This window comes from Rubrivirga marina (genome assembly GCF_002283365.1).
GTDB classification, from domain to species: domain Bacteria; phylum Bacteroidota; class Rhodothermia; order Rhodothermales; family Rubricoccaceae; genus Rubrivirga; species Rubrivirga marina.
This window is the reverse complement of the sequence record NZ_MQWD01000001.1, coordinates 3,774,883-3,798,134: the sequence shown is the minus strand read 5'-3', so window position 1 is coordinate 3,798,134 and position 23,252 is coordinate 3,774,883. Positions and strand designations below refer to the sequence as shown.

Genomic DNA, 23,252 nt, shown 5'->3' with positions numbered 1-23,252 from the left:
GCCGGGCGCTACTTCGCGGCCAGCAGGTCGACCTGCTCGATCTGCGGCGGCCGGTCCAGCAGCTCGTCGGCCTTGTCCATGAGGGCCGCGGCGATGTCGCCGTCGAGGTGGGCCTGACGGCCGTCGTCGTCGGCGAACGTGTCGAAGATGCCGAAGGTCGTGTCGTCGAGCTGGAGGGCGTACCACCTGATCGTGGCGTCCTCCTGCTGGGCGAGCGGGAGCGCGCTTTTGAGGAACGCGGCGACTTCAGCCTCCTTGCCGGGCTTGGCGTGGAGACGGGCGAGGAGGGCTTTCTGTTCGGTGGCCATGGGTCGGAGAGGGGGAGGAGGGACGGGACCAATCCAACCGGCCGTCGCCGTCCCTGTTCGATCCCACATCGGATGTGCGGCTCCGTCCGACCTCAGCGGGGCGGGAGGCCGAGGGGGACGAGTCGCATGGTGTGGGCGGCCGGGACCGCGCCCACCGGCGAGGCGGTGGACGGATCCGGCTCCCTCCGCATCGACGGGGGCCGACCGACTCGCTTCCTCCTCGCCTCAGATGATCTGCCCGACGGCGCGAGCCATCACGAGGTCCGTCTGCGGGTCCGACCCCAGCTGGAAGCCGTGCGCGCCGACCGTTTCGAAGCCCCATCGCTCGTAGAAAGCAATGGCGCGGTCGTTTCGCTCCCAGACGCCGAGCCAGATCGTCTCGCGGTCCATCGCGGCGGCCGTGTCCAGGCACGCCTGCATGAGCGCTCGCCCGACGCCTCGGCCAATGGACTCGGGCGCCGCGTAGATCCGCTCGATTTCGATCGGCGCCGGGCCGGTCACCGACGGGTCCGCGTCGCCGTCGCGGAGCTTGGCGTAGCCGAGGAGCGCGCCGCCGTCTACCGCCAGGAGGAAGCGGTTGTCGGGATCGTCGATCTCGGCGCGGACGCGCTCCGACGTGAAGGTCTCCAGGACGTACGCGTCCATGTCGGCCGGATCGTTCTGGTCGGCGAACGCCGCGCGGAACGACCGCTCGGCGAGGTCGCGGAGCGGGCCGACGTCGGAGAGCGTGGCGGGACGAATCTCCACGCTACCCGGCTAGCCTTTGGCGGAGCAGTTCCTGGACTGCCCTCGGGTCGGCGCCCTTGCCGGCCCGCCGCATGACCTGGCCGACGAAGAAGCCGAACAGCCGCTCCTCCCCGGCGCGGTAGCGCGCGACCTCATCCGGGTTGTCGGCGAGGGCCGCGTCCACCGCCGGCGTGAGGGCGTCGGCGGAGCGGACGGCGGCCAGGCCACGGCGCTCGACGGCCGCCTCGGCCGTCCCGCCCTCCTCGACGAGCGCGGCGACGGCCTCGCCCGCGGCGTTCCGCGTCAGCGTCCCGTCGTCAACGAGCCCGAGCACGGCCGCGAGTTGGTCCGCCTCGGCCTTCGAGTCGGAGAGGTCGCGGTCGCCGAGCGCGCGTCGGAGGTCGTGGACCACGAGGGCACCGGCCTCGCGGGGCTTGCCGGACGCCGTCAGGACCGACTCGAACAGCGACCGGAGCGTCGGGTCGGCGGCGAGCACGGCAGCCTCCTCCTCGCCCACGCCGCGCACGACGAGCGCGCTGTACGTCTCTCGCTCCTTGTCCGAGAGTGCCGAGGCGGGATCTCGAGGACCGGCGGGCGCGGCCGGCTCCTTCGGCTCGGGCGCCGAGGCGGGAGCGGCCGGCTCCTCCTTCTTGGCCCAACTGTCGCGGAGCGCCACGATCCGGTTGAACACGAGCGCCCCGGGCAGCGAGTCCTCGGGGTCGCGCCAGAAGTACCCGATGCGCTCGAACTGGTACCGCGTGTCGGGCGGATCGTCGGCCACGCTAGGCTCGACGTAGCCGGTCTTCTCGACCAGCGAGTCCGGGTTGAGCGTGCTCAGGAAGTCGTCGGCCCCGGCGGGGTCGGGGACCGAAAAGAGGCGGTCGTACATCCGGAACGACGCGGGCAGCCCCTGCTCGGCGTCGACCCAGTGGATCACGCCGGTCGGCTTGGCGTCCTCCGTCAGCCGGGCGTGGATGTGGGTGATCTCGCCGGCCTCGTCGCGCTCGGCGCCGAGGCACTCGACGACGGGCCCGTGCCGCAGGCGGACGGCCACGCCGGGCGCGAGGCGCTTCCAGCCCTTCGGCGGGTCGTCGGAAAAATCGTCGCGCTCGATCCAGACCGCGGCGGAGAGCGGCAGCGTCCGGGACTCGGGGGCCGAGGCGGGCGGGGTCACGTCGTGGGGCCAGTACGGCGCGTCGACCTCGGTCGTCCCGTCGACGCCCTCGATCGTGAGCTTGACCGGGTCCGTCACGGCCATCACGCGCCGGGCGACGTGGTTGAGGTCGTCGCGGAGGGCGTACTCGAGCTGCTGGATCTCGACGGAGCCGTTGACCTTCGTCACGCCGAGGTCGGCGAAAAAGCGCCGGAGCGCCTCGGGACGGACGCCGCGGCGGCGGAGCCCGGCGATCGTCGGCATCCGGGGGTCGTCCCAGCCCGAGACGTGGCCGCCCTCGACGAGTTGGCGGAGCTTCCGCTTGCTCATCACGGTGTAGTCGAGGTTGAACCGCGCGAACTCGTGCTGGTGGTTCCGCGGCTCCTCGACCCCGATCGCGTCGAGGTACCAGTCGTAGAGCGGGCGGTTGACGTCGAACTCGAGCGTGCAGATCGAGTGCGTGATCCCCTCGATGGCGTCGCCCTGGCCGTGGGCCCAGTCGTAGAGCGGGTAGATGGCCCACTCGTCGCCGCGGCGGTAGTGGTGGGCGTCGCGGCGGATCCGGTACATCAGCGGGTCCCGGAGCTTCATGTTGGGGTGGCCCATCACGGGCCAGTCGTCGCCGGGCCCGGGGTCCACCTTCGCACGGAGGACGTGGGCGCCGTCGGGGTGCTCGCCCCGCTTCATCTCCTCGAGCAGGCGGAGGTTCTCCTCGACGGACCGGTCGCGATACGGGCTGGGGGTCCCCGCCTCGGTGACCGTCCCCCGGGTCTGGCGGATCTCCTCGTCCGACTGGCTGTCGACGTAGGCGAGCCCCTTCCGGACGAGGCCCTGCGCCCACGCGTAGAACTGCTCGAAGTAGTCGCTCGCGTAGCGGACCTCGGCCGGCTCGAAGCCCAGCCAGCGGACGGCGTCGAGGAGGGCGTCGGCAAACTCCTGGGACTCGGCCTCCGGGTTCGTGTCGTCGTAGCGGAGGTTGGTCGCCCCGCCGAACTGCTCGGCCAGCCCGAAGTTGAGGCAGATCGACTGGGCGTGGCCGATGTGTGGGTAGCCGTTGGGCTCGGGCGGGAAGCGCGTCACGACACGCCCGTCGTAGGTGCCGGCCTCGACGTCGGCGGCGACGATGTCGCGGAGGAAGTTGTTCTTCGGGGTCTCTCGGTCCACGGAGCGGGGGAGGGGGGCGAGTCGGAGGCTAACGACGAACCCGGGGTCGCTGTCCCCGCGTGTAGTGGAGACCGCTCGGAAACGGCCGTCTGTGCCACCTCCCGCCTCCCGTCGCCATGGCTGATGCCTCCAACCCGTTCGCCGCTGGCCTCCCGACGCTTGACGGCGGGAGGGTTCGCCTCCGCGCCGTCCGTCCGGCCGACGACGCCGACCTGCTGGCCGTCTTCGAGGACCCCGCGCACCTCCGCTATTGGAGCCACGGACCCCTCGACGACCTCGACGCCGCCCGCCGTTATCGCGAGGGCATCGAGGCGAACGCCCGTGACCGGGCGCTCTTTCAGTGGGCCATCACCGAACCGGCGGACGACCGGATGATTGGGTCGGCGACGCTCGGGGCCTGGAACCGGCAAAATCGACGCGCTGACGTCGGGTTCATCCTCCGGCCCGACCGCGTCGGGCGCGGGCTGGCGTCCGACGCCGTCCGCACGCTGATCCGGTTCGGGATCGACGGGATGGACCTCCACCGCGTCGAGGCGGACGTGGACCCCGCCAACACCGGGTCGATCCGGCTGCTGGAACGGCTCGGGTTCGTGCGCGAGGGCTACTTCCGCGAGCGGTGGTTCACGTTTGGCTCGTGGAAGGACAGCGCGATGTACGGCCTCCTCGCGGCCGACTTCGACGGCTGACCCGGCCCGCCTCGACGTCGAGGCGGGCGGAGGCGGCGTCTATGCCACGTCGGGCGCGGACGTCCCGCACGCCCAGCACGCGCTGAACTGGCCTCCGACGACTTCGTCGCAGGTCGGGCACGTCCAGTTCTCGGAGTCCGGAACGGGCTCGGCCGTGACCTCGGCCACGGCGGCCTCGACGTCCGCCAGAGACGCGCCGTCGGCGACCCAGACCTCGGACCACGCGGCGATCGGCGGGATCTCGCCCATCCCCCGGCCATTCGCCTGACCCTGGACCACGGCGTCGACCCCGAGCTGCTCGAGGCGGTTGAGCACGAGGTGCGTGATGGCGGGGTCGGGGTGGCTGAAGACGCGGGTCATGGCGACGGGAGGCAGCGAATGTCGGGTACGGCCCGCCGCTCAGTCCTGTTGCGCCGCCTCGACGATCTCGATCGAGTGGTCGAGCAACTCGGCCCCCCCGGGGTAGCCGTGGCCGGGGACGACGACCTCCACCTCGGGGTAGCGCTCGCGCACGAGCCGGAGCGACTCCGGCCACGCGTCGAGGTCGGCGTCGGCGACGTTGCCGGCGTGCGTCCGCGCCATCTCGTGGACGGCGCAGCCGCCGTGGAGGACGCCGGCCCCGGGGGCGTACACGACGAGGTTGTCGCGGGTGTGGCCGCCGCCGGGGTACAGCACCTCGAGCGGGCCCAGGCGGACGGCCGTGCCCGGGACGGTCAGCCCCGCGAGAGAATCGGACGGGACGGCGTTGTCCTCCGCGGCTGCCAGCCGCTGCGTCAGCGACGAGGCGTAGACGGGGATGCCGCGCTGGCGGAGCACGTCGGCGCCCTCGACGCGGTCGTCGTGGAAGTGCGTGGCGACGGCGCCGCGGACCGGCAGCCCGATCTCGGCCTCGACGGCGTCGAGGAGCGCGGCCGTCGCCGCCTCGCCCCACGCCGTGTCGACCAGCCACACGCCGTCGCCGTCGCGGACGACGAGCCCGTTCGAGGGGTAGATCAGCCCGTTGCCGAGGTCGGACGTCGAGACGTGGACCCAGACGCCGGGGCGGATCTGGCGGAGTGCGATCTCGCCAGGCGCCACGTCGTCGGCCGTCGGGTGGGCGTAGGGGGCGACGGGCGCGGAGGCGCAGCCGGCGAGGAGGGCGACGAGGAGACCGAGGCGGGCCATGCCGGGGTGGGGAGGACGAGCCGCCTACCCCTCGCGCGGCCACTGGTTCGCGCGCTTTCCGACCCGCGCGAGCCGGGCCGTCTCCTCGATCCGCTTCGCACGCGTGGCGTCCCGTTTGGCGTTGACGATCCACTCCAGGATGCCGCGTCGTGCCGAGGGCGGGAACGCGTCCCATTCGGCACGGGCCGGCGGGTTCGCGTCGAGCGCGGCCCCGAGGTCATCGGGGACGACGAGGTCTTCCACGTCGTCGAGGATCGTCCAGGTGCCGTCGGCCTGGGCGCGGTCGATGGCGGCCCGGCCCGCCTCGGTCATGAGCCCGGCCGCCTCCATCCGTTCCGCGCGCTGCTTGCTGAGGCGCGACCAGTTCGAGCCCGGCTTCCGCGGGGCGACCCACACCGCCGACCGCTCGGCGTCGACCTTCTTCGGCGTGCTGTCGATCCACCCGAAGGCGATGGCCTCCGACACGTACTCGTCGACGGTGAGCGTGGGTTTGCCCGTGGCCTTCTTGTAGAGGACGAGCCAGACGCCCTCGTCGCGGTCGTGGTGCGCTTCGAGCCACGCGCGCCACTCGGCCCGGCTCTCCGGGTGAACGTGGTTGGGGGGCGGCTCCGGCACCTCAGAACGTGAGGGTCGCCGTCACGGCGTGGTGGTCGGAGGGGAGCCGCGCGTCGCGGGTCCCGAGCACGTCGCCGATCGCCCGGTCGAGCGTCGCCGTCTGGAGGACGCGGACGCGGTCGTTCACGAACACGTAGTCGATGCGCCGGTCGTCGGTCGCGCTCCCGAAGGCGTTCCACGTCGCATCGCCGCCCGCTGGCGGCGTTTCCGAGACGAGCCGGGCGTCGCCGAGCGCGGCCGCCAGCGCGGCGTAGGCGTCGGAATCGGGCGTCGCGTTCATGTCGCCGGTGACGACGAGCGGGCCCCGACCGGCGAGCTCGACCGCGCGGTCGGCGACGAGCGCCGCGCTCTCCGTCCGCGCCGTCTCGCCCATGTGGTCGAAGTGCGTGTTGAGGATCGTGAACGTCCGGCCCCGGGCGTCGTCGAGGCGGGCCCACGTCGCGATGCGGGGGAGCGCGGCGTCCCACCCGACGCTGCCCGCCTCGGACGGGGTGGGGGAGAGCCAGAACGTCCCGCCCGCGACGATGTCGAACCGGTCACGGCGGACGAGGATCGCGCTCTGCTCACCGCCGCCGTCGGCGTCGCGGCCGACGCCGAACCGGCGGAACTCGGGGAGCCGCGCCATGAGGGTGTCGAGCATGGCCGGCGTCGCCTCCTGCAGGCCCACCACGTCGGCCTCGCGGATCGTGGCGGCGACGGCCTCGACCCGGTTCGGCCACGCGTCCTCGCCGTCGGAGGCCACGTCGACGCGGATGTTGAACGACATCACGCGGACCGGCTCGGCGTCGGCGCTCGGCCGGGACGACGCGCACGCGCCGAGGGTGAGCGCGAACAGAATGAGGGCGAGGAGTCGCAGCATGTCAGCGGACGTCGTTGACCTCGATCCAGTACCCGTCGGGGTCCTGGACGTAGATCTGGCGGATCCCGTCGCCGCGGACGCTCAGCGTCGACGCCGCGCCGGGCCAGTCGGAGTAGGGCACGCCGAGGGCCTCGACCCGGTCCACGAGCGCGTCGAGGTCGGGCACGCGGAGCGCGAAGTGGACGGCCTTCGTGGTCGGCGGCACGTCGCCCTCGTAGTGGATCAGGTGGAGCTCGGCGCCGTCGAGGCCGAGCCAGCGGATGACCGCGGGGTCGCCGGGGGCCGGGATCTCGTCGAGGTCGAACACCCGCTCGTAGAACGCGACGCTGGCGTCCAGGTCGGAGACGTGGATCGCGGCGTGGTCGAGCCCGGTGGCGCCCGTCTGGAGCGGCGCGGCGGACTGGCAGGCGGCGAGGGCGAGGAGGGCGGCGAGCGGGAGGAGGCGCATCGGGGCAGCGTGGCGTGTCCGAGTCTACGACGGGGCATCTTCGTCTGCGTCCGCCTCGGTGGGGCTCCAGACTGGCTCAGTTTCTTCCGTTGGGTCACCCATCGCCCCGGTCCAAAGTGTTGCCCATCGTCCGGGCCGCTAAAGCGGTCTCCGTTCATCAAATGAGTCGCGGGTGAAGTCGTGTGCCTCGTCTAATCGCCCGGCATCGAATAGCATGTTGACGCAGTCAGGCAAGTGATGGTGAGCGGCCCACATTTGATCAACAACGCCGAGAAGCTCCGAGGCGGTGTAGATCTCATCTTGGAATCGCATCCCTTCGCCCAGTGCCCCTGTTTCGTCGCGCCCAGACGCCACGCTCGATCTATTCAGCTTCTTTGAGGGGATGCACGGCGCCCCTCACTCGACCTCGAACGTGTTCGAGACCCGGTCCGCCAGCGGCACGAGGGCCTCCCCGAGCGGTGCCTGTTCGTTGGTCAGACTCGAGTACAGTTCGAGCTGCAGCCGGTACGTCCCCTCGACCTCCGTCCTGAATTCCGGCAGCGTGTCCTGCCCCGAGAGGTGGCCGTAGACCTGGAGCGTGTCCCGACCGGTCTCGCCCGACGCGACCACGAACGGCGGGCTCAAGCACAGGAGTTCGCCGGTCGAGTATGCTGTGACCCACTGGCCCCCTTCGAGCTTCTCGAGCACGGGCTTCGGGGGCCGACGGCAGCCGACGCGGTAGAGCGGGCCGCCCGTCGTGTTGCGGATCTCGAACGGGACCTCGAAGACGATCGCGTCGCGGCCGTCGCTCACAAGCCGGGCCTCGTATTTCGCCCGGTCGGTCACGACGAGGCTGGCGGAGGTGGGGGCGTCGGGCTCGTCGCTCTGCAGCAGCGAGCAGGCCGACAGCAAGGCGGCGCCGAGAGTGAGGACGAGGGCTCTCATGGGAGGCGGGGTGGCGATCGCCGTGCAACCGATGTTTCTGCCGATTCATCCAATCGGCATACCGTGCATGGACGCCCAAGATAGTCGGCTCGCAGGAGGCAGAACGGGACAGATCCCTATCGCGCGACGATCCGGGGCCACGTATTCGCTCGTCGCCGACGCGGCCGACTGCGCCCGCCTCGGGACCGAGGCGGAGGAGGTCCGTGCCGGCGCTACGCCGCGCGGGCCTCGGCGTTGGGCAGCCGCTGGAGCCAGAACACCAGCACGTCGTCGCCGAACTGCGGCTCCTCGCTCCGCCGGAGGAGCCACGACAGGAGCGAGTGGACCGGCTGGTCGGTCGTCCGCGCGGCCTGCGCGCCGAGCGCGACGCCGGCCTCGCCGAACATCGCGCCCGACTTCGTGACCTGCTCGTTGAGCCCGTCGGTGTAGCAGAGGAGCGCGCTGTCGGGCGGCAGCTCCAGCTGGCGGTCCTCGTAGGTCGTGTTCGGGTCGAGCCCGAGGATGAGGTCCGAGTACTCGACGAGGCCGGGCCCGTCGGGCGTCACGAGGATGGGCCGGCAGTGGCCCGCGTTGGCGTAGATGATCCGGTTCTTGTCCGGCTCCCACCGCATGATGAGGAGGGAGGCGAACGTCTCCTCCAGGACGGCGTCCTGGATCAGCATCTCGTTCACCCGCGTCATGAGCGTCGCCGGGCTCAGCGTGTGCCGGAGCATGGCGTGGACCGTGCTCCGGATGTACGAGAGGAAGCTGAAGGCGTAGAACTTGGCCTGGAGCCCCTTGCCCATGATGTCGCCCACCGTGAAGAGGTAGGAGCCATCCTGGGCGCGCGTCCAGTCGAAGAGGTCGCCGCCGCCGTCCTCCTTGGGGCGGGAGAAGAAGACCGTCCGGTAGCCCGGCTCGTCGGGCATCTCCTTGGGCAGGAGCCGGTCCGAGAAGTCACGGCCGATCTTGGCGTTGAGCTTCGTCTGGTAGACCTGGCTCCGCTGGACGATCTGGCCGATCCGCGTGATGAGCCGGTCGACGTCGAACGGCTTCGTGAGGTAGTCGTCGACGCCCTTCTTGAGCCCCTTCTGGCGGCTGAGGTCGTCGGACTTGGCCGTGAGGAAGATGAACGGGATGGCCTGCGTGGCCGGGTCGGCGCGGAGCGCGGCGAGGAGGGCGAACCCGTCCATCACCGGCATCATGATGTCCGAGACGATGATGTCGGGCGTCCGGACCTCGACGGCCTGGAGCGCCCTCTCGCCGTTCTCGGCGACGGACACGTCGAACACCTTGCCCAGGCGGTACTCGAGGAGCCGCCGGAGCGTCTTGTTGTCTTCGACGACCAGGACGTGGGGGCGCGCGCTCATCAGGGGTGTCGGGGAGAGGGGCCCGAGGCCGGGACGTCCGAGAGGTAGCCGTCGCCCATCGAGCGGGCGAGGTCCGGGTCGAGCTCGAGGTCGGCGGGACGGAAGAGGGCGCCGAGGTCGCCGCCCGCGGGGTCGCGCATGGCGAACGCCAGCCGCTGGCGGACGCCCTCGGAGGCCGGCCGGAAGTCGAGGTCCTCGGCGCAGCTGACCAGCATGAGCAGGCCGCGCCCCCGCTCGGAGGGGGCCGGCGCGTCGAGGATCGACCGCTGGGTCTCGAGGTGAGCCGCGAGGTCGAACCCGTCCGACGTGTCCTCGATGGCGCACCGGACGACGTCGCCTTCCACTTCGACCGTCAGCACGATCTCGGCCTCGCCGGGGAAGCTCGCGTGCTGGACGAGGTTGGCGATCCACTCGTGGAGCGTCAGCCGGAGCACGTGGAGCCCGTCGGCACCGAGCGCCTTCACCATCGAGCGGTCGGCGTCCCAGCCGTCGGCGACGACGTGGAAGGCGTCGACGGCCCGGTCGAGGTCGGTGAAGGCGTGGGTCGGCATGGCCGGCGTCCGGGGGGACGAGGGGGCGGCGGGGCCCTTACGCGGTGCCCGTCGGGCGCTGCGGGATCTGGGCCTGTGCGGCCGGCGCGGCGTGCGCTTGGAGCGCGGCCTCGACGGTCGGGAACTGGCGGAAGACCTTGTAGGTCCGCGTCAGCTGCACGACGACCTGGACGGGCCGGCTGACCGACGCGAACACGACCTGCCCGCCGGCCGGCGTGAGCTGGCGGTACAGCGAGAAGATGACGCCGAGCCCGGTCGAGTCGAGGATGCCGGTGCCGGAGAAGTCGAGGACGTAGTACCGGATGCCCTGGCGGGCGTGCTCCTGGCAGGCGGCCTTGAACTCGGCGGCGTTGCGGAAGTCGAGCGCCTTGCCGATGCGGACGACGGCCGCGGTGGGGGACGCTTTTTGGAAGGTGAAGCTCATGGGTGCGCCCGGGCGGGCGGGTGGGGATCGCAGGGGGCCGGGATGCGGCGGCATCGGAACCCGCGACAGATATCATACCACGCGGTGCGCGGGATCGGCGGCGGGTGTCACGCGGGCGCGACACGACGCGAAATCAAAGGCTCCGGCCGTTCTCGGCGGCCTCGGCCCCTCCGCGGTGGCCCCGGCGGTATCGGCCCCTCGGCTCATTCCGTAACCCCGCCGGGCGTTTCGAACCCCAAATGGGGTCTCCAGGGCGCCCCTCGCTAGCTTGCCCCCGTGCGTCCCCCCCGCCTCCTGCTCGTCGTCCTCGCCGCGCTCGCCGCCGTCGGCTGCACGCGGCGCGCGGTGGAGGGGCTGCCGCCGGGCGTCGGCGTCGAGGACCTCCCGGAGAGCGAGAGCTGGAACGCCCGCCTCCGCACGAGCGCCGACGGCCTGCCCCAGCTCGAGATCGAGGCGCCCTACCTCGCCCAATTCGCGCGCGACACGCCGTACGTCTACCTCGGCCCGCCGCCCGGCGACACGGCCTCAGCGCCCGTCCAGATCCGCCTGTTCGACGAGGGCGCCCCTCGCGGCTCGGTCCGCGCCCGCGAGGTCCGGCTCTACGACGACGGCGCGCGCGTCGAGGCCGACGGCGAGGTCTGGGCGACCGTCTCCGGCCGCGACGGCGCCCAGATCGAGGCCCAGCGGTTGACGGTCGAGGCCGACACGATCACCGCCATCGGGCGCGTCCGCGCCGAGATCCAGGGCGAGCCGAGCGCGCGCGTCCAGGCGGCGAGGCTCCGGGTGGCGCCGGGCGGGGCGTTCACGGCCTCCGGCGGCGCCGTCGTCGAGCTGGGTGGGCAGGCCAACGCGACCGTCCGCGCGCGGACGGTGAGCGGGAGCGACGGGCGCTACACGGCGACGGGCGGCGTCCGCGTCCTCGCCTCCGGCGGGCGGACGCTCGAGGCGGAGCGGGTGGTGTGGAGCGAGTCGGCTGGGCGGTTCTCGGCGCCGGGCGCGTTCGCGTTCGACGGGCCGGGCGAGCGCGTCCGCGGCGTGGGCCTCTCCGCCTCGGCCGACCTCTCGCGGTACTCGTTCCGCCGCGCTACCGGCGAGATCGAGGTGCGGGAATGAGGCTCGCGTCACTCGCGGGACGGGGGACTGGGACCTGGGGGCTGAGCCGATCTGGGCCCTGGCATCCTGATGCGTCGCACGAGCGGGCACGGCTCGTGGCTTGGTTGGCCCTCTTCTGTCTCTTGATTCCCAGCTCTTCCTCCGCGCAAACGCGGCGGGTGGAAATCCTCAACGCCGACTACGTCGAGGTCACGTCGGACTCGGCCGGGACGACGCGGCGGCTGGAGGGGAACGTCCGGCTCCGGCAGGACACGACCGACCTCCGCTCGAACCGCGCGGTCTACTACGAGACGCGCGGCGAGGTCGTCCTCGACGGCGCCGTCCGCATCGTCTCGGGGCGCGACACGCTCACGGCGGCGACCGTCACCTACGACTCGAACACCAAGACGGCCCTCGCCGACGGCGCCGTCCGCGTCGGGGATGGCGAGTCGGTGTTGCTGGCGCCGACGGCGACGTACGACAGCCGGGCCGAGGTCTCGGCGTTCTCGGGCGGGGGGCGGATCCTCCACCGCGGGGCCGTCCTCACGTCGCCGTCGGGCACCTACTCGTCGGCCCGGCGGGTCGCCGAGTTCGAGGGGCCGGTGACGCTGGACGACTCGTCGGGGACGCTCGTCGCGGAGCGCGGGACCTACGACGCCAACATCCGGCGGGCCGACTTCGCGGGGACCGTCCGGCTCCGCCGTCCCGACGCCGCGCTCGACGCCGACTCGGTCGTCTACTTCCGCCGCACCGAGCGGGCGCGTGCCTACGGCCGCGTCGTCCTCGAACGGATCGGCGACGGCGGCTCGGTCGAACGGTCGCCCGAGGCGGACCCGGACTCGACGCGGCGGACGTTCCTCTTCGGCGAGACGCTCCTGTTCGACGGGCAGGAGGAGACGGCGTCGATCCGTGGCGAGGAGGCTGGAGAGGGGAGACCCGCTCGCCCGCCGCTGCTGCTGGTTCTGAGCGCCGACTCGACGGGTCGGGTGGACTCGACGGTCGTCCGCGCCCCGCGGATCGACGCCGCGCGCCTCGTCGCGGGCGCCGACACGAGCACGGTGATCACGGCCGCCGGCGGCGCGCGGCTGTGGGAGCGCCGGCTGGCGGCCGTCGCCGACTCCGCCCGGTTCGTCCGCACCCCCGCGGCGGATTCGACCGCGCCCGCGCTCGACTGGCTGGGCCTCTACGGCTCGCGCCCGTCCGTCTGGGCGGATGGGTCGCAGCTCACCGGCGACAGCCTGTTCGTGAGCGTCCGCGACGGCACGGCCGACTCACTGCGGGTGCGCGGCCAGGCGTTCGCCGCCCGCCTCGACTCGACGCTCGGCCGGCTCCAGCAGATCGCGGGCGCCCGGATGCTCGGCCTGTTCGACGGCGACGCGATCCGCTCGCTCGGCGTCGGCCCGAACGCCCAGGTCGTCTACTACCGCGCGACCGCCGACGGCTTGCTCTCGGGCGCCGACGAGCTCTCGGCCGACACGCTCACGTTCCAGTTCGCCGACGGCGAACTGCGCGGCGTCACTGGCTACGGAGGCATCGAGGGGACGACCTACGGCGCGACCGTCGTCCCCGACGACCCGCGCCTGCCCGGCTTCGCCTACGACCCCGACGCGCCGACGCGCGCGAGCGTGCTCGGTGACGGGTGGGAGGTCGGCTGGCTCGAGCGCTACGGCCCGACGTTCGCCCCGCCCGCCTCGTTCGATCCACCGGAGGACCCGGCCGACGCCCCGCCCGAGGCGGAGGAGGGCGGAGACGACGACGCGACCGCCGAGGCCGACCGATCTTCCGGGCGCCCATGAGCGACGCCCCGACCTCCGACCCCGACGCCCCGCTCGTCCTCCGCGCCGAGGGCCTCGTCAAGCGCTACCGCCGCCGGACCGTCGTCGACGGTGTCTCCGTCTCCGTGAAGCAGGGGACGTGCGTCGGCCTCCTCGGACCCAACGGCGCCGGCAAGACGACGACGTTTTACATGGTCGTTGGGATGATCCGCCCCGACGCCGGGGAGGTCTACCTCGGTTCGGCAGGCGGCCCCGAAAAACGCATCACGCGGACGCCGATGTACCAGCGCGCTCGCCTCGGCATCGGCTACCTCGCCCAGGAGGCCTCCGTGTTCGGCGCGATGTCGGTCGAGGACAACCTCCGCGCGGTCCTCGACTTCCAGGACATGGCGCGCGACGAGAAGGAGGCGCGCGTCGAGGAGCTCATCGGCGAGTTCGGCCTCCACACCGTCCGGAAGTCGAAGGGCCACCAGCTCTCGGGCGGCGAGCGGCGGCGGACGGAGATCGCGCGGGCGCTCGCCACGCGGCCCCGGTTCATTCTCCTCGATGAGCCGTTCGCCGGCGTCGACCCGATCGCGGTCGAGGACATCATGCGGATCGTGGCCCAGCTCCGCGAGCGCGGCATCGGCGTGCTCATCACTGACCACAACGTCCACGAGACGCTGGCCATCACGGACCGGGCATACCTCCTGTACGACGGGAAGATCTTCGTCGAGGGGACGGCCGAGGAGCTGGCGGCCAACGAGGAGGTCCGGCGGCGGTACCTCGGGGAGAGCTTCACCCTGGAGCGGTACCGCCCCGACTAGCCTCGCCTCGACGCCGAGGCGGACGGGGCCGTCTTGGGGCACTAGCGGGAAAGGGGAGAGGCGCCCAGTCCAGGCGTGACGCACGGGCAATGTGAACGACGTGCAAAGTGGGTAGCCTCGGGCTCCCTCACCCCCCCGCGCCCCATGCGCCTCTCTACGACGCTCCGCCTGCCGCTCGCGGCCCTCGCCCTCCTCGTCGCCCTCGCCGGCTGCGACACGAACGCGCCCGTCGCGCCGCCCCAGGCGGCTGAGGAAGACCCCGAGTACGCCGCGCTCCTCGCCGACCTGGGCGGCCTCGACGGCCTCTCGGACTTCCTGAGTTCGGCCTCCAACGACGAGGTCGCCGCCGCCGTCGCTCGCCATGGCATCGCGTTCGAAGTAATCGACCTCGGCCAGGAAGAGGTTCTCCGGCGCGACATCACAGCCTGCGTGCAGTACTACCCCACCAGCGACCGCGTGAAGTGGTTTCGGCTGATCGGTGCGGGCGGGCCCGAGGACCACTACATCGACTCGCGCGGGCGCCCGGCGAACGCGTTCAAGAGCCTTGGCCCGATCGTCACGGCTTCCCGTCAGTCGTCGTGCCAGACGACGGTGGGCAACTGGGGCTCGCCGTCGTCGACGTACGACGGCGGGCACCTCGTCGGGAGCCAACTCGGCGGCTGGGGCGGACGGGCGAACCTCGTCCCGCAGCACTACAACTTCAACCGCGGCAACTGGGTCAAGATCGAGAACGCGCTCGCCAAGTGCGGCCGCCTCGGGAGCGGCGCCGTCGAGTTCCACGTCGACGTCGACTACCCGAGCTCGTCGACGCTCACGCCGAGCCAGTTCCACGCCGACGTCAAGATCGGCGGCGTCTGGAAGGGGGCCGACTTCACGAACACGACCTACGGCGGATCGTCGGGGACGTCGCAGGCGAACAGCATGGTGTCCTGGCTCCAGGGCAAGGGCTGCTACTAGCGCCCTCGGTCGGCATCGGCGGTAGGGGCACCGCGCGTGGTGCCCCTACGCCCGCGCCGTACGTTGCGCTCCGAACCACCGGGCCTCCCATGCTCCGCGCGACGCTCCTCCTCGCCACGGCCCTCGCCCTCGCCGCCTGCGGATCGACCTCGTCGAGCACGGACGGCGGCGGCACCTCCGCCACGGACGCCGAGGCGGGCGACCGCGGGGCCAACCCGACGGGCCCCGTCGAGGCCGAGCTCCGCCGGTTCCCGGGCGTCACCGTCATCGAGACGGGCGACGGCGTCGAGGTCCGTGTCCGCGGCGAGTCGTCGTTCATGGGCGGGCAGGAGCCGCTCTACGTGGTCGATGGGACCCCCATGTCGCCGGGCATCGGCGGCGCGCTCGTGGGCGTCCGCCGGGCCGACATCGTCGACATCCGGGTGCTCAAGAGCGCGGCCGAGACGTCGAGCTACGGGCCGCGGGGTGCGAACGGCGTCATCGTCGTCACGACCACGAACGGTCGGCGCTAGCCCGGCCGCGATGCCGAAGCGGGCGGACTCGGCGTGAAGGGCGAACTGAGGCGCGGGGGGCTCGTACTTTCATTCCGAACTGAAAGCCCCCCCGTATGGCCGGCCTCGTCGTCATCCCCGATCCCTCTGCCGACGGCCCCCGCGTCGACGCCGTCGAGGCCGCGCTCGAAGGGTTCGGGTTCGCCGTCCACCGCACGGGCGCCGAGCCCGTCGTCCTCGGTGCGACGGGCGTCCCACCCGACTTCGACCTCCGCCACATCAAGGTGCTGGCCGACGTGCGCGACGTGGTCCGCGTCACCAGCCCGTACACGTTCGCCGCGCGCGCCGGGCACCCCACGGACACCGTCGTCGACGTGGAGGGCGTACCGGTCGGCGGGCCCGCGCTGGTGGTGATGGCCGGGCCGTGTTCGGTCGAGAGCGAGGCCCAGATCGAGACGAGCGCGGCGGCGGTCGCCGCGGCGGGCGCCCGGATCCTGCGCGGCGGCGCCTTCAAGCCGCGTTCGAGTCCGTACTCGTTCCAGGGGCTGGGGGAGGAGGGCCTCCGGATCATGCGCGCCGCGGCCGACGCCCACGGCCTCAAGGTCGTGACCGAGGTCATGACCGAGAGCCAGGTCGATGTCGTCGGGCGCTACGCCGACGTGTTTCAGATCGGCGCGCGGAACATGCAGAACTTCTCGCTCCTCAAGGAGGTCGGGCGGGCGGGCCTGCCGGTCCTCCTCAAACGGGGGATGAGCGCGACCGTCGAGGAATGGCTGATGTCGGCCGAGTACGTCCTCGCCGAGGGCAACCCCGACGTGATCCTGTGCGAGCGGGGGATCCGGACGTTCGAGACGGCCACGCGCAACACGCTCGACCTCAGCGCCGTGCCCGTCGTCAAGCAGCTCAGCCACCTGCCCGTCATCGTCGACCCGAGCCACGGCGTCGGCATCCGCGACAAGGTGGGCCCGATGGCGATGGCCGCCGTCGCCTGCGGGGCCGACGGGCTCATGATTGAGGCGCACCCGAACCCGCCGGAGGCGCTCTCCGACGGGCCCCAGTCGCTCTACCTCGACGCGTTCGCCGACCTGATGGACCAGGTCCGCAGGGTCGCCGAGGTGGTGGGGCGGACGCTCCCGACTGGCGAGCGCGCGCCGGCGCTGGCGTAGCGTAGGTTTCAGCGGTCCCCCGAGGCGCGGACGGTCCCACACGGAGCGTCCGCGCGCGACGTTTGGGGGAAGTGACCGGACTTGGAGAACGGCCCGGGCCGCGTCGGGTACCACGTCGAGTTCCCCATCTAGTAGACCCCCAACACCCCTATGTGCGGCATCGTCGGATACATCGGCCCCCGCGAGGCGGGCGACCTCCTCGTCAACGGCCTCCGCAGGCTCGAGTACCGCGGCTACGATTCGGCCGGCGTGGCCGTCGTCAACGGCTCGCTCGACGTGCGCAAGAAGGAGGGCAAGGTCGACGCGCTGGCCGACCTCCTCGCGTCACGGCCGGTCAAGGGGACCGTCGGGATGGGGCACACGCGGTGGGCCACGCACGGCGCCCCGTGCGACGTCAACTCGCACCCGCACACGTCGTCGGACGGTCGGTTCGCGATCGTCCACAACGGGATCATCGAGAACTACGCGTCGATCAAGAAGCGGCTGCTGGACAAGGGCTACACGTTCGAGAGTGAGACCGACACGGAGGTGCTAGCACGGTTTATCGAGGACGTCCAGAAGGAGGCCGGACTCGACTTCCCCGAGGCGATCCGCCAGACGCTCACGCGTGTCGAGGGCGCCTATGGGATCGTGGCCGTGAGCCAGGACGATCCCGACTGCCTCGTCGTGGCCCGCAACGGGTCGCCACTCCTCCTCGGCATCGGCGACGGCGAGTACTTCGTGGGGAGCGACGCGAGCCCGTTCATCGAGTTCACCAAGAACGTCGTGTACCTCTCCGACGGCGAGATGGCCGTGATCCGGCGCGACGGGTATGAGGTGTTCGAGATCGAGGGCGCGCCCGTCTCGAAGGAGGTCCACGAGCTCGAGTGGGACCTCGAGGAGATCGCGAAGGGCGGGTACGATCACTTCATGCTCAAGGAGATCATGGAGCAGCCGGAGTCGGTCGCGAACGCGATGCGCGGGCGCGTCCGGCCGGGTGAGGGCCAGATCAAGCTGGGCGGTCTCGACGACGTGCTCCCTCAACTCACGGCGGCCGAGCGGATCGTGATCTGCGCGTGCGGGACGTCGTGGCACGCCGGACTCGTGGGCGAGTACCTCATCGAGCGGCTCGCCCGCGTGAACGTCGAGGTGGAGTACGCCAGCGAGTTCCGCTACCGGAACCCGGTCCTCGACCCCGAGCGCGACGTGGTCGTCGTGATCTCGCAGTCGGGCGAGACGGCCGACACCCTCGCGGCGGTCCGGCAGGCGCAGGGCGCGGGCGTCCTGGCCATCGGGCTCGTCAACGCCGTCGGGAGCACGATTGCGCGGGAGACCGACGCGGGCGTCTACCTCCACGCCGGCCCCGAGATCGGCGTGGCCTCGACGAAGGCGTTCACGGCCCAGGTCGCCGTGCTGGCCCAGATCGCGATCCTCCTCGGCCACGAGCGGGGCGTCCTCTCCGACGAGGACTTCGAGACGCACGTCGAGGCGCTCTCGAAGATTCCGGAGCAGATCCAGACCGTCCTCGACGGCGCCGAGCTCATCGAGCGGATGGCGCGCGACTACCGGTACGCCTCCAACTTCCTCTACCTCGGGCGCGGCGTGAACTACCCCGTGGCGCTCGAGGGCGCGCTGAAGCTCAAGGAGATCAGCTACATCCACGCCGAGGGCTACCCGGCGGCCGAGATGAAGCACGGCCCGATCGCGCTCATCGACCAGTTCATGCCGACCGTGTTCATCGCCACGCGCGACGCGACCTACGACAAGATCATCTCGAACGTCGAGGAGGTCGTGGCGCGGGGCGGGACCGTCATCGCGATCACCGATGAGGGGAACGAGGGGCTCGACGAACTGGCCGAGTACGTCGTCGAGGTGCCCAAGACGCTCGACGCGTTCGAGCCACTCCTGACGGTCGTGCCGCTCCAGCTCCTGAGCTACCACATCGCCGTCATGCGCGGGTGCAACGTGGACCAGCCGCGCAACCTCGCCAAGAGTGTGACGGTCGAATAGAGGGGAGACCTGGAATGGGATTTCGGAGGCGTCGCGGTCGGCCTAGCCTGAGACGCCCTCCACCTCCCGCCATGCGTCTCCTCTCAGTCCTCGCCCTCACGGGTCTCCTCGTCGCCTGTGATACGGTCGGCCCCGAGCCCGTCGGGCCGCCGGGGAACGTCGTCGTCGACCTCGGTTACGAAGACGGCCCCTTCCTGCGGGTCCGCACGGTCGACCTCTACGGCTGCCTCGGCTACCGGATCGAGGCGGATGCGGATAGGGGCGATGGGGAACTGGAGATCGCTCTCGGCGACGTGCTGCCGCCGGCCGGCGACGTCTGCGCAACAGCCGAAGGCCCTGCGGAGGTGGCGATCGACCTCCCGCGCGACATCGGCGGGGCCGCTTACCGGGTGTTCCTGTCGCAGGGTCAACAGACGGACGAGTACGAAATCCGCCTCGGGTTCGCGGGGCTTGGCATCCGGGAGGTCCGGACGTCGTTCTCGTCGCTGGCGGAATGAGGCGGGTGCTCCTCGCGCTGACCGGCCTCGCGCTGGCGCTCCACGTCGTCGGGTGCGACGCGGTCGGTGACCAGCCCGAGGCCTATCGGGGCGTCGTCGAGGTGTCGGTCGTGGCGCTCGACGCGAGCGCGTACGGGCTCCGCCTTGTGGCAGTCGAGGACCGGGGCTGCGACCGCCGCCTCGTCGTGTCGACGCGGTTCGACGCCGAGCGCCAGCGGATCGAGGTCGAGGGGATCGGGCCGGAGACACCCTGCGACGGCCTCCTGCCCGCCTCGGCCGTCGTGCCGCTGGTGCGAGCGGGCGGCGGCGCGTTCGTGGAGGTCCGCCACCGGGACAGCGCCGACCTCTACGTCCTCCTCGACGACGTGGCGGGCGGGCCGAGTCTTCAGACGATTCGCGCGACGACGACGCGTCCGGCTGAGGAGTCCGCCGCGGCGCGGGGCTAGCTTCCGGGTCCGCCGCCGCCGACCCGATGATCAACACCGACGCCCTCGACAACCTGCTCGCTCGGTACCAGGAGGTCCTGGCCGAGATGTCGACGCCCGAGGTGGCCGGCGACCCCGGCCAGCTCGCGAAGCTCGGCCGTGAGCTCTCGTCGCTGGAGCCGGCCGTGAAAGCCGCCGGCCGCTGGAAGGACCTCAAGGAGGAGGCCGACGGGCTGAAGGAGATGGCGGCCTCGGAAGAGGGCGAGCTCGCCGAGATGGCGCGGGTGGAGCTCGAGGAGGTCCGCGAACGGCTGGCGGCGGCGGCAAAGGACCTCGAGGAGGAGCTCGTGCCGAAGGACCCCGAGGACGCGCGCGACGCGATCGTCGAGATCCGGGCGGGGACGGGCGGCGACGAGGCGGCGCTCTTCGCGGGCGACCTGTTCGAGCTGTATCAGAAGTACGCGGCCGGCAAGGGCTGGAAGATCGAGGTTATGGACACGTCCGAGGGCACGGCCGGCGGGTTCCGCGAGATCACGTTCGCGCTGAAGGGGAAGGACGTGTTCGGGCGGATGAAGTACGAGTCCGGCGTCCACCGCGTCCAGCGCGTGCCGCAGACCGAGAGCCAGGGCCGGATCCACACGTCCGCCGCGACGGTCGCCGTGCTGCCCGAGGCCGAGGAGGTCGACGTCGAGATCCGCGCGCAGGACGTCCGCGTCGACGTGTACCGGTCGTCGGGGCCGGGCGGCCAGTCGGTCAACACCACGGACTCGGCGGTCCGTCTCACGCACGAGCCGACGGGGCTCGTGGTCTCGATCCAGGACGAGAAGAGCCAGATCAAGAACAAGGAGAAGGCGTTCCGGGTGCTCCGCAGCCGGCTCTACCAGCTCGAGCTCGACCGCGTCCACAACGAGCGCGCGGCGGCCCGGAAGGAGATGGTGGGCTCGGGCGACCGCTCCGGCAAGATCCGGACGTACAACTGGCCCCAGGGCCGCGTGACGGACCACCGCCTCGAGGGCGACGACAAGAACCACGCGCTCCAGGGCGTCCTCGACGGCGACCTCGACGCCATCGTCAAGGCGCTCGCCCTCGCCGACCGCGAGGCGCGCATGGAGGAGGCGGCGAACGGGTAGCGCGCTTCGCTCGCCGGGAACTGGGGAAGGGGGAACCGGGACATGGCAGCGTGCCCTCGGGGAGGTGGAGCTGCCGGGTCGTGCCCGCTCTCCCACCCCGTCTTCGCCCCCGCTTCGCCCGCCTCGGGGCGACGGTGGGGTAGGTTGGACGTTCGCCCTGCTCGCGGAGGACCGATTCCGGGGGAGACAACCCGGCGCGCCGCGGGCATACGACACTCACCGTATCCCACAGGGACACCATGGCAGACGCCAACGGGGCTCCGGCCCAGGCCGAGAACGGCCCGATGTACGAGATGATGTACATCATCAACCCGGTCCTCAACGAGGACCAGACGAAGGACATCGTCCAGCGCGTGACGCAGTACCTCAGCGAGAACGGCGCGCACGTCGAGAACGTCGAGGAGCGCGGCAGCCAGCGGCTGGCGTACCCGATCGAGAAGAAGCGGAACGGCTACTACGTCGTCGTCAACTTCCGCCTCCCGGTCGGCAAGAACGACGGGCTGGTCAAGATCGAGCGCGCGTTGATCATCAACGACGACATCATGCGCCACCTCGTCCTCCGCTACGACGCCAAGATGGAGCGGCACTACCAGGCCCAGCAGTCGGGCCAGGACCTCCCCAAGCTCGCGCCGCCCGTCCAGCGCGCCTAACCCGAGACCCCCAACACGATGGCAGAAGTCCAGAACTCCAACTCGGGCACCGACGCCGCCGACGGCGACGGCCCCGAGGTCACGAAGATCGAGGAGACCAACGTCGGCGCCGCGCTCGAGAGCGCCGAGGTCCCCACGTCCGCCGACGCGCCGACGGCCGTCGAGCAGGCCGCGCAGCAGATGGGCTCCGAGCCCGCCCCGCGCGCCGTCTCGCCCGAGGTCGCCCGCCGCCTCGTCGCCGCCTCCAACCCGGAAGACCTCCAGCGGATCGCGGCGCCCGGCGCCGCGAGCACGCAGATGAAGTGCCCGTTCCGCGAGGCCGGCATCGAGTACATCGACTACAAGGACGTCGAGACGCTCAAGCGGTTCGTCAACGAGCAGGGCAAGATGCTCCCGCGCCGGATGACCGGCGTCTCGGCCAAGTACCAGCGCCAGCTGACGACGGCCATCAAGCGGGCCCGTCAGGTCGCCCTCCTCCCGTTCGCCGCCGACAACGTCAAGTAGGGACTCGGCCCGCGCGCCCGGCCCCGGTGACCCCACCGGCCGACCGGCGGACCGACCACCGACAACCAACACCGACATGAAAGTCATCCTCACCGAGGACCACGACACGCTCGGCATCAAGGGCGACGTCGTCGACGTGAAGCCCGGCTACGGGCGGAACTTCCTCATCCCACGCCAGATGGCCGTCACCGCCACGCCGTCCGCCCTCAAGCGGTACGCCGAGGAGCGGAAGCAGGCCTCGCACAAGATCGAGGCCGCCCGCGAGAACGCCGAGAAGCTGGCCGCCAAGCTCAACGACACCGAGATCCTCATCCCCGTCCAGACGGGCGAGGAGAACCGGATCTTCGGCTCGATCACGAACCAGCAGATCGCCGACGAGCTCAAGGCCAAGGGCATCGAGATCGACCGCCGCAAGATCACGATCTCGGAGGACATCCGGACGACGGGCGTCTACCCGGCGACCGTCCGGGTCCACCCGGAGATCACGGCCGAGCTCAAGATCAAGGTCGTCCCGGAAGAGGCCTCGGTCTAGCCGAGCCCTCGGACAGAACGGCTCCCACCGCGCGCGGGGCGCTTCCCTCTGGGAGGCGCCCCGCCGTGCGTTTCTCGGGCCGGCCCGCCTCGGTGGGCCGCCCGAGGCGGACAGGGTTGTCACCAGCCTGACCGACCGGCCGGTGGGGCGGGAGGATCGTCGGGGTCCGGCTCGGGGTGGACGCGCGGGTGCGGCGGGTCGTCGACCGGAAGTGGGTCGGGGAGGTCCGACTCTACGAAATGGGGCGGTCGCGGTGGGATCGGATCGACGTCGGTGATCGGGACGGGCCGGTAGGGCTCCGGGCCGGGGTCGACCGGCGGCGGATCCGGTGGGCTCGGCATCGGCGGGGCCGGGGCGGACTCGAACAGGGCGCGCTCGGCGGCGCGGCGGCGGACGAGGCCCGCGAGCTGCGTTCCGTTCGCCAGCACCCACTTGTCGAACTCTTTCGCGGCTTCGCCGGGCTTCCCCTCGTTCAGCAGCCGGAGGAGCGTCGACGTCGACAGGTTCGAGGCGCCGAGGTTGTAGGTGAAGCTGACGAGCGCGTCGAACTGGGGCTGCGCGAGCGGGACCTCGACGTGCCGACGAACGGCGGTCTCGTACGCGCCGACAGTGTCGCGGAGCAGGCGCCGGCCCTCGGCCTCCGAGAGCGGCGGGACGAGGCCGTCAGGGAGCGGGCCGGTCCACCCATAGGCGATGGTCCGCACGCCGACGGGGTCGAGGTACCAGTCCGGCTCGAAGCCCTCGAACCCTTCGATGAGGGCGAGGCCGGCGGCGGAGATCCGGAGCGGGTCGTTCGCGGGGTGGGGCATGGCGGCGGGGGGAGGGACCGGCAGTCTACGGCGGCGGTCCGGCCCGTCCGCGGCGGGG

General features: G+C 71.7%; 27 protein-coding genes. 14 read left to right on the top strand and 13 right to left on the bottom strand.

Annotation, left to right across the window (positions count from 1 at the left end; translation table 11 throughout):
• Positions 1-8 precede the first annotated feature (8 nt).
• From BSZ37_RS16210 to BSZ37_RS16200, 3 genes are all read right to left on the bottom strand, one after another.
• Positions 9-308: a putative quinol monooxygenase gene (locus BSZ37_RS16210; RefSeq protein WP_095511557.1), complete on the bottom strand. Its 300-nt coding sequence runs from the start codon at positions 306-308 to the stop codon at positions 9-11.
• 225 nt (positions 309-533) lie between these two features.
• Positions 534-1,055, bottom strand: coding sequence for a GNAT family N-acetyltransferase (locus BSZ37_RS16205; RefSeq protein WP_095511556.1), 522 nt, complete (start codon positions 1,053-1,055; stop codon positions 534-536).
• 1 nt (position 1,056) lies between these two features.
• Positions 1,057-3,351: a glutamine--tRNA ligase/YqeY domain fusion protein gene (locus tag BSZ37_RS16200; RefSeq protein ID WP_095511555.1), complete on the bottom strand. Its 2,295-nt coding sequence runs from the start codon at positions 3,349-3,351 to the stop codon at positions 1,057-1,059.
• A 116-nt stretch (positions 3,352-3,467) separates the two neighbouring features.
• On the opposite strand from BSZ37_RS16200, the gene BSZ37_RS16195 reads away from it, so the two are divergent.
• Positions 3,468-4,037: a GNAT family N-acetyltransferase gene (locus tag BSZ37_RS16195; RefSeq protein ID WP_095511554.1), complete on the top strand. Its 570-nt coding sequence runs from the start codon at positions 3,468-3,470 to the stop codon at positions 4,035-4,037.
• Positions 4,038-4,076: 39 nt separating this feature from the next.
• On the opposite strand, the gene BSZ37_RS16190 is transcribed toward BSZ37_RS16195, so the two are convergent.
• The 9 genes from BSZ37_RS16190 to BSZ37_RS16150 all read right to left on the bottom strand — a co-directional run bounded on the left by BSZ37_RS16190 (position 4,077) and on the right by BSZ37_RS16150 (position 10,371).
• A complete protein-coding gene (locus BSZ37_RS16190) occupies positions 4,077-4,397 on the bottom strand; it encodes a putative signal transducing protein (RefSeq protein WP_095511553.1) in 321 nt (106 codons plus the stop codon).
• Positions 4,398-4,436: 39 nt separating this feature from the next.
• On the bottom strand, positions 4,437-5,201 hold the full coding sequence (gene bla, locus BSZ37_RS16185) for a subclass B1 metallo-beta-lactamase (protein ID WP_095511552.1): 765 nt from the start codon (positions 5,199-5,201) through the stop codon (positions 4,437-4,439).
• 24 nt (positions 5,202-5,225) lie between these two features.
• A complete protein-coding gene (locus tag BSZ37_RS16180; protein ID WP_095511551.1) occupies positions 5,226-5,816 on the bottom strand; it encodes a YdeI/OmpD-associated family protein in 591 nt (196 codons plus the stop codon).
• 1 nt (position 5,817) lies between these two features.
• A complete protein-coding gene (locus BSZ37_RS16175; protein WP_095511550.1) occupies positions 5,818-6,675 on the bottom strand; it encodes an endonuclease/exonuclease/phosphatase family protein in 858 nt (285 codons plus the stop codon).
• A gap of 1 nt (position 6,676) precedes the next feature.
• The gene (locus BSZ37_RS16170) at positions 6,677-7,123 is read right to left on the bottom strand and encodes a VOC family protein (protein ID WP_095511549.1); all 447 of its coding nucleotides are present in this window, start codon (positions 7,121-7,123) and stop codon (positions 6,677-6,679) included.
• A 396-nt stretch (positions 7,124-7,519) separates the two neighbouring features.
• The gene (locus BSZ37_RS16165) at positions 7,520-8,047 is read right to left on the bottom strand and encodes a hypothetical protein (protein ID WP_095511548.1); all 528 of its coding nucleotides are present in this window, start codon (positions 8,045-8,047) and stop codon (positions 7,520-7,522) included.
• 212 nt (positions 8,048-8,259) lie between these two features.
• A complete protein-coding gene (locus BSZ37_RS16160; RefSeq protein ID WP_095511547.1) occupies positions 8,260-9,396 on the bottom strand; it encodes a PP2C family protein-serine/threonine phosphatase in 1,137 nt (378 codons plus the stop codon).
• Positions 9,396-9,947, bottom strand: coding sequence for an ATP-binding protein (locus BSZ37_RS16155; protein ID WP_095511546.1), 552 nt, complete (start codon positions 9,945-9,947; stop codon positions 9,396-9,398). Before BSZ37_RS16155 ends, BSZ37_RS16160 begins: the two co-directional genes overlap by 1 nt.
• A 37-nt stretch (positions 9,948-9,984) precedes the next feature.
• The gene (locus tag BSZ37_RS16150; RefSeq protein ID WP_095511545.1) at positions 9,985-10,371 is read right to left on the bottom strand and encodes an STAS domain-containing protein; all 387 of its coding nucleotides are present in this window, start codon (positions 10,369-10,371) and stop codon (positions 9,985-9,987) included.
• A gap of 276 nt (positions 10,372-10,647) precedes the next feature.
• Between BSZ37_RS16150 and BSZ37_RS22145 the strand changes: the two genes are divergently transcribed.
• The 13 genes from BSZ37_RS22145 to rplI all read left to right on the top strand — a co-directional run bounded on the left by BSZ37_RS22145 (position 10,648) and on the right by rplI (position 22,385).
• The gene (locus BSZ37_RS22145; protein WP_179299694.1) at positions 10,648-11,484 is read left to right on the top strand and encodes a hypothetical protein; all 837 of its coding nucleotides are present in this window, start codon (positions 10,648-10,650) and stop codon (positions 11,482-11,484) included.
• A gap of 158 nt (positions 11,485-11,642) precedes the next feature.
• Positions 11,643-13,259 carry an OstA-like protein gene (locus BSZ37_RS22140; protein WP_179299693.1) on the top strand — a complete coding sequence of 539 codons (1,617 nt, stop codon included), beginning with the start codon at positions 11,643-11,645 and terminating at the stop codon, positions 13,257-13,259.
• Positions 13,256-14,044: an LPS export ABC transporter ATP-binding protein gene (gene lptB, locus BSZ37_RS16140; RefSeq protein ID WP_095511543.1), complete on the top strand. Its 789-nt coding sequence runs from the start codon at positions 13,256-13,258 to the stop codon at positions 14,042-14,044. The genes BSZ37_RS22140 and lptB overlap by 4 nt, the downstream gene beginning before the upstream one ends.
• Before the next feature lie 144 nt (positions 14,045-14,188).
• A complete protein-coding gene (locus tag BSZ37_RS16135) occupies positions 14,189-15,001 on the top strand; it encodes a DNA/RNA non-specific endonuclease (RefSeq protein WP_095511542.1) in 813 nt (270 codons plus the stop codon).
• A gap of 89 nt (positions 15,002-15,090) precedes the next feature.
• Entirely contained in the window at positions 15,091-15,513 is a 423-nt protein-coding gene (locus tag BSZ37_RS16130; RefSeq protein ID WP_095511541.1) for a TonB-dependent receptor plug domain-containing protein, read from the top strand.
• 95 nt (positions 15,514-15,608) lie between these two features.
• Positions 15,609-16,658: a 3-deoxy-7-phosphoheptulonate synthase gene (gene aroF, locus BSZ37_RS16125; RefSeq protein WP_095511540.1), complete on the top strand. Its 1,050-nt coding sequence runs from the start codon at positions 15,609-15,611 to the stop codon at positions 16,656-16,658.
• A gap of 150 nt (positions 16,659-16,808) precedes the next feature.
• Positions 16,809-18,647, top strand: coding sequence for a glutamine--fructose-6-phosphate transaminase (isomerizing) (glmS, locus tag BSZ37_RS16120; protein ID WP_095511539.1), 1,839 nt, complete (start codon positions 16,809-16,811; stop codon positions 18,645-18,647).
• 71 nt (positions 18,648-18,718) lie between these two features.
• Positions 18,719-19,144: a hypothetical protein gene (locus BSZ37_RS16115; RefSeq protein ID WP_095511538.1), complete on the top strand. Its 426-nt coding sequence runs from the start codon at positions 18,719-18,721 to the stop codon at positions 19,142-19,144.
• 5 nt (positions 19,145-19,149) lie between these two features.
• Complete coding sequence (locus BSZ37_RS16110; RefSeq protein ID WP_095511537.1) at positions 19,150-19,590, top strand: hypothetical protein; 441 nt, start codon at positions 19,150-19,152, stop codon at positions 19,588-19,590.
• A gap of 26 nt (positions 19,591-19,616) precedes the next feature.
• A complete protein-coding gene (gene prfA / locus BSZ37_RS16105; RefSeq protein WP_095511536.1) occupies positions 19,617-20,699 on the top strand; it encodes a peptide chain release factor 1 in 1,083 nt (360 codons plus the stop codon).
• Positions 20,700-20,938: 239 nt separating this feature from the next.
• Positions 20,939-21,349 (top strand): 30S ribosomal protein S6, encoded by a 411-nt coding sequence (rpsF, locus tag BSZ37_RS16100; RefSeq protein WP_095511535.1) that lies wholly within the window; start codon positions 20,939-20,941, stop codon positions 21,347-21,349.
• Positions 21,350-21,529: 180 nt separating this feature from the next.
• Positions 21,530-21,853, top strand: a complete 324-nt coding sequence (rpsR, locus tag BSZ37_RS22875) for a 30S ribosomal protein S18 (RefSeq protein WP_095512424.1) — start codon at positions 21,530-21,532, stop codon at positions 21,851-21,853.
• A gap of 76 nt (positions 21,854-21,929) precedes the next feature.
• Complete coding sequence (rplI, locus tag BSZ37_RS16090; RefSeq protein ID WP_095511534.1) at positions 21,930-22,385, top strand: 50S ribosomal protein L9; 456 nt, start codon at positions 21,930-21,932, stop codon at positions 22,383-22,385.
• A 119-nt stretch (positions 22,386-22,504) separates the two neighbouring features.
• On the opposite strand, the gene BSZ37_RS16085 is transcribed toward rplI, so the two are convergent.
• Positions 22,505-23,194 carry a lysozyme gene (locus BSZ37_RS16085; protein WP_095511533.1) on the bottom strand — a complete coding sequence of 230 codons (690 nt, stop codon included), beginning with the start codon at positions 23,192-23,194 and terminating at the stop codon, positions 22,505-22,507.
• Positions 23,195-23,252: the final 58 nt, after the last annotated feature.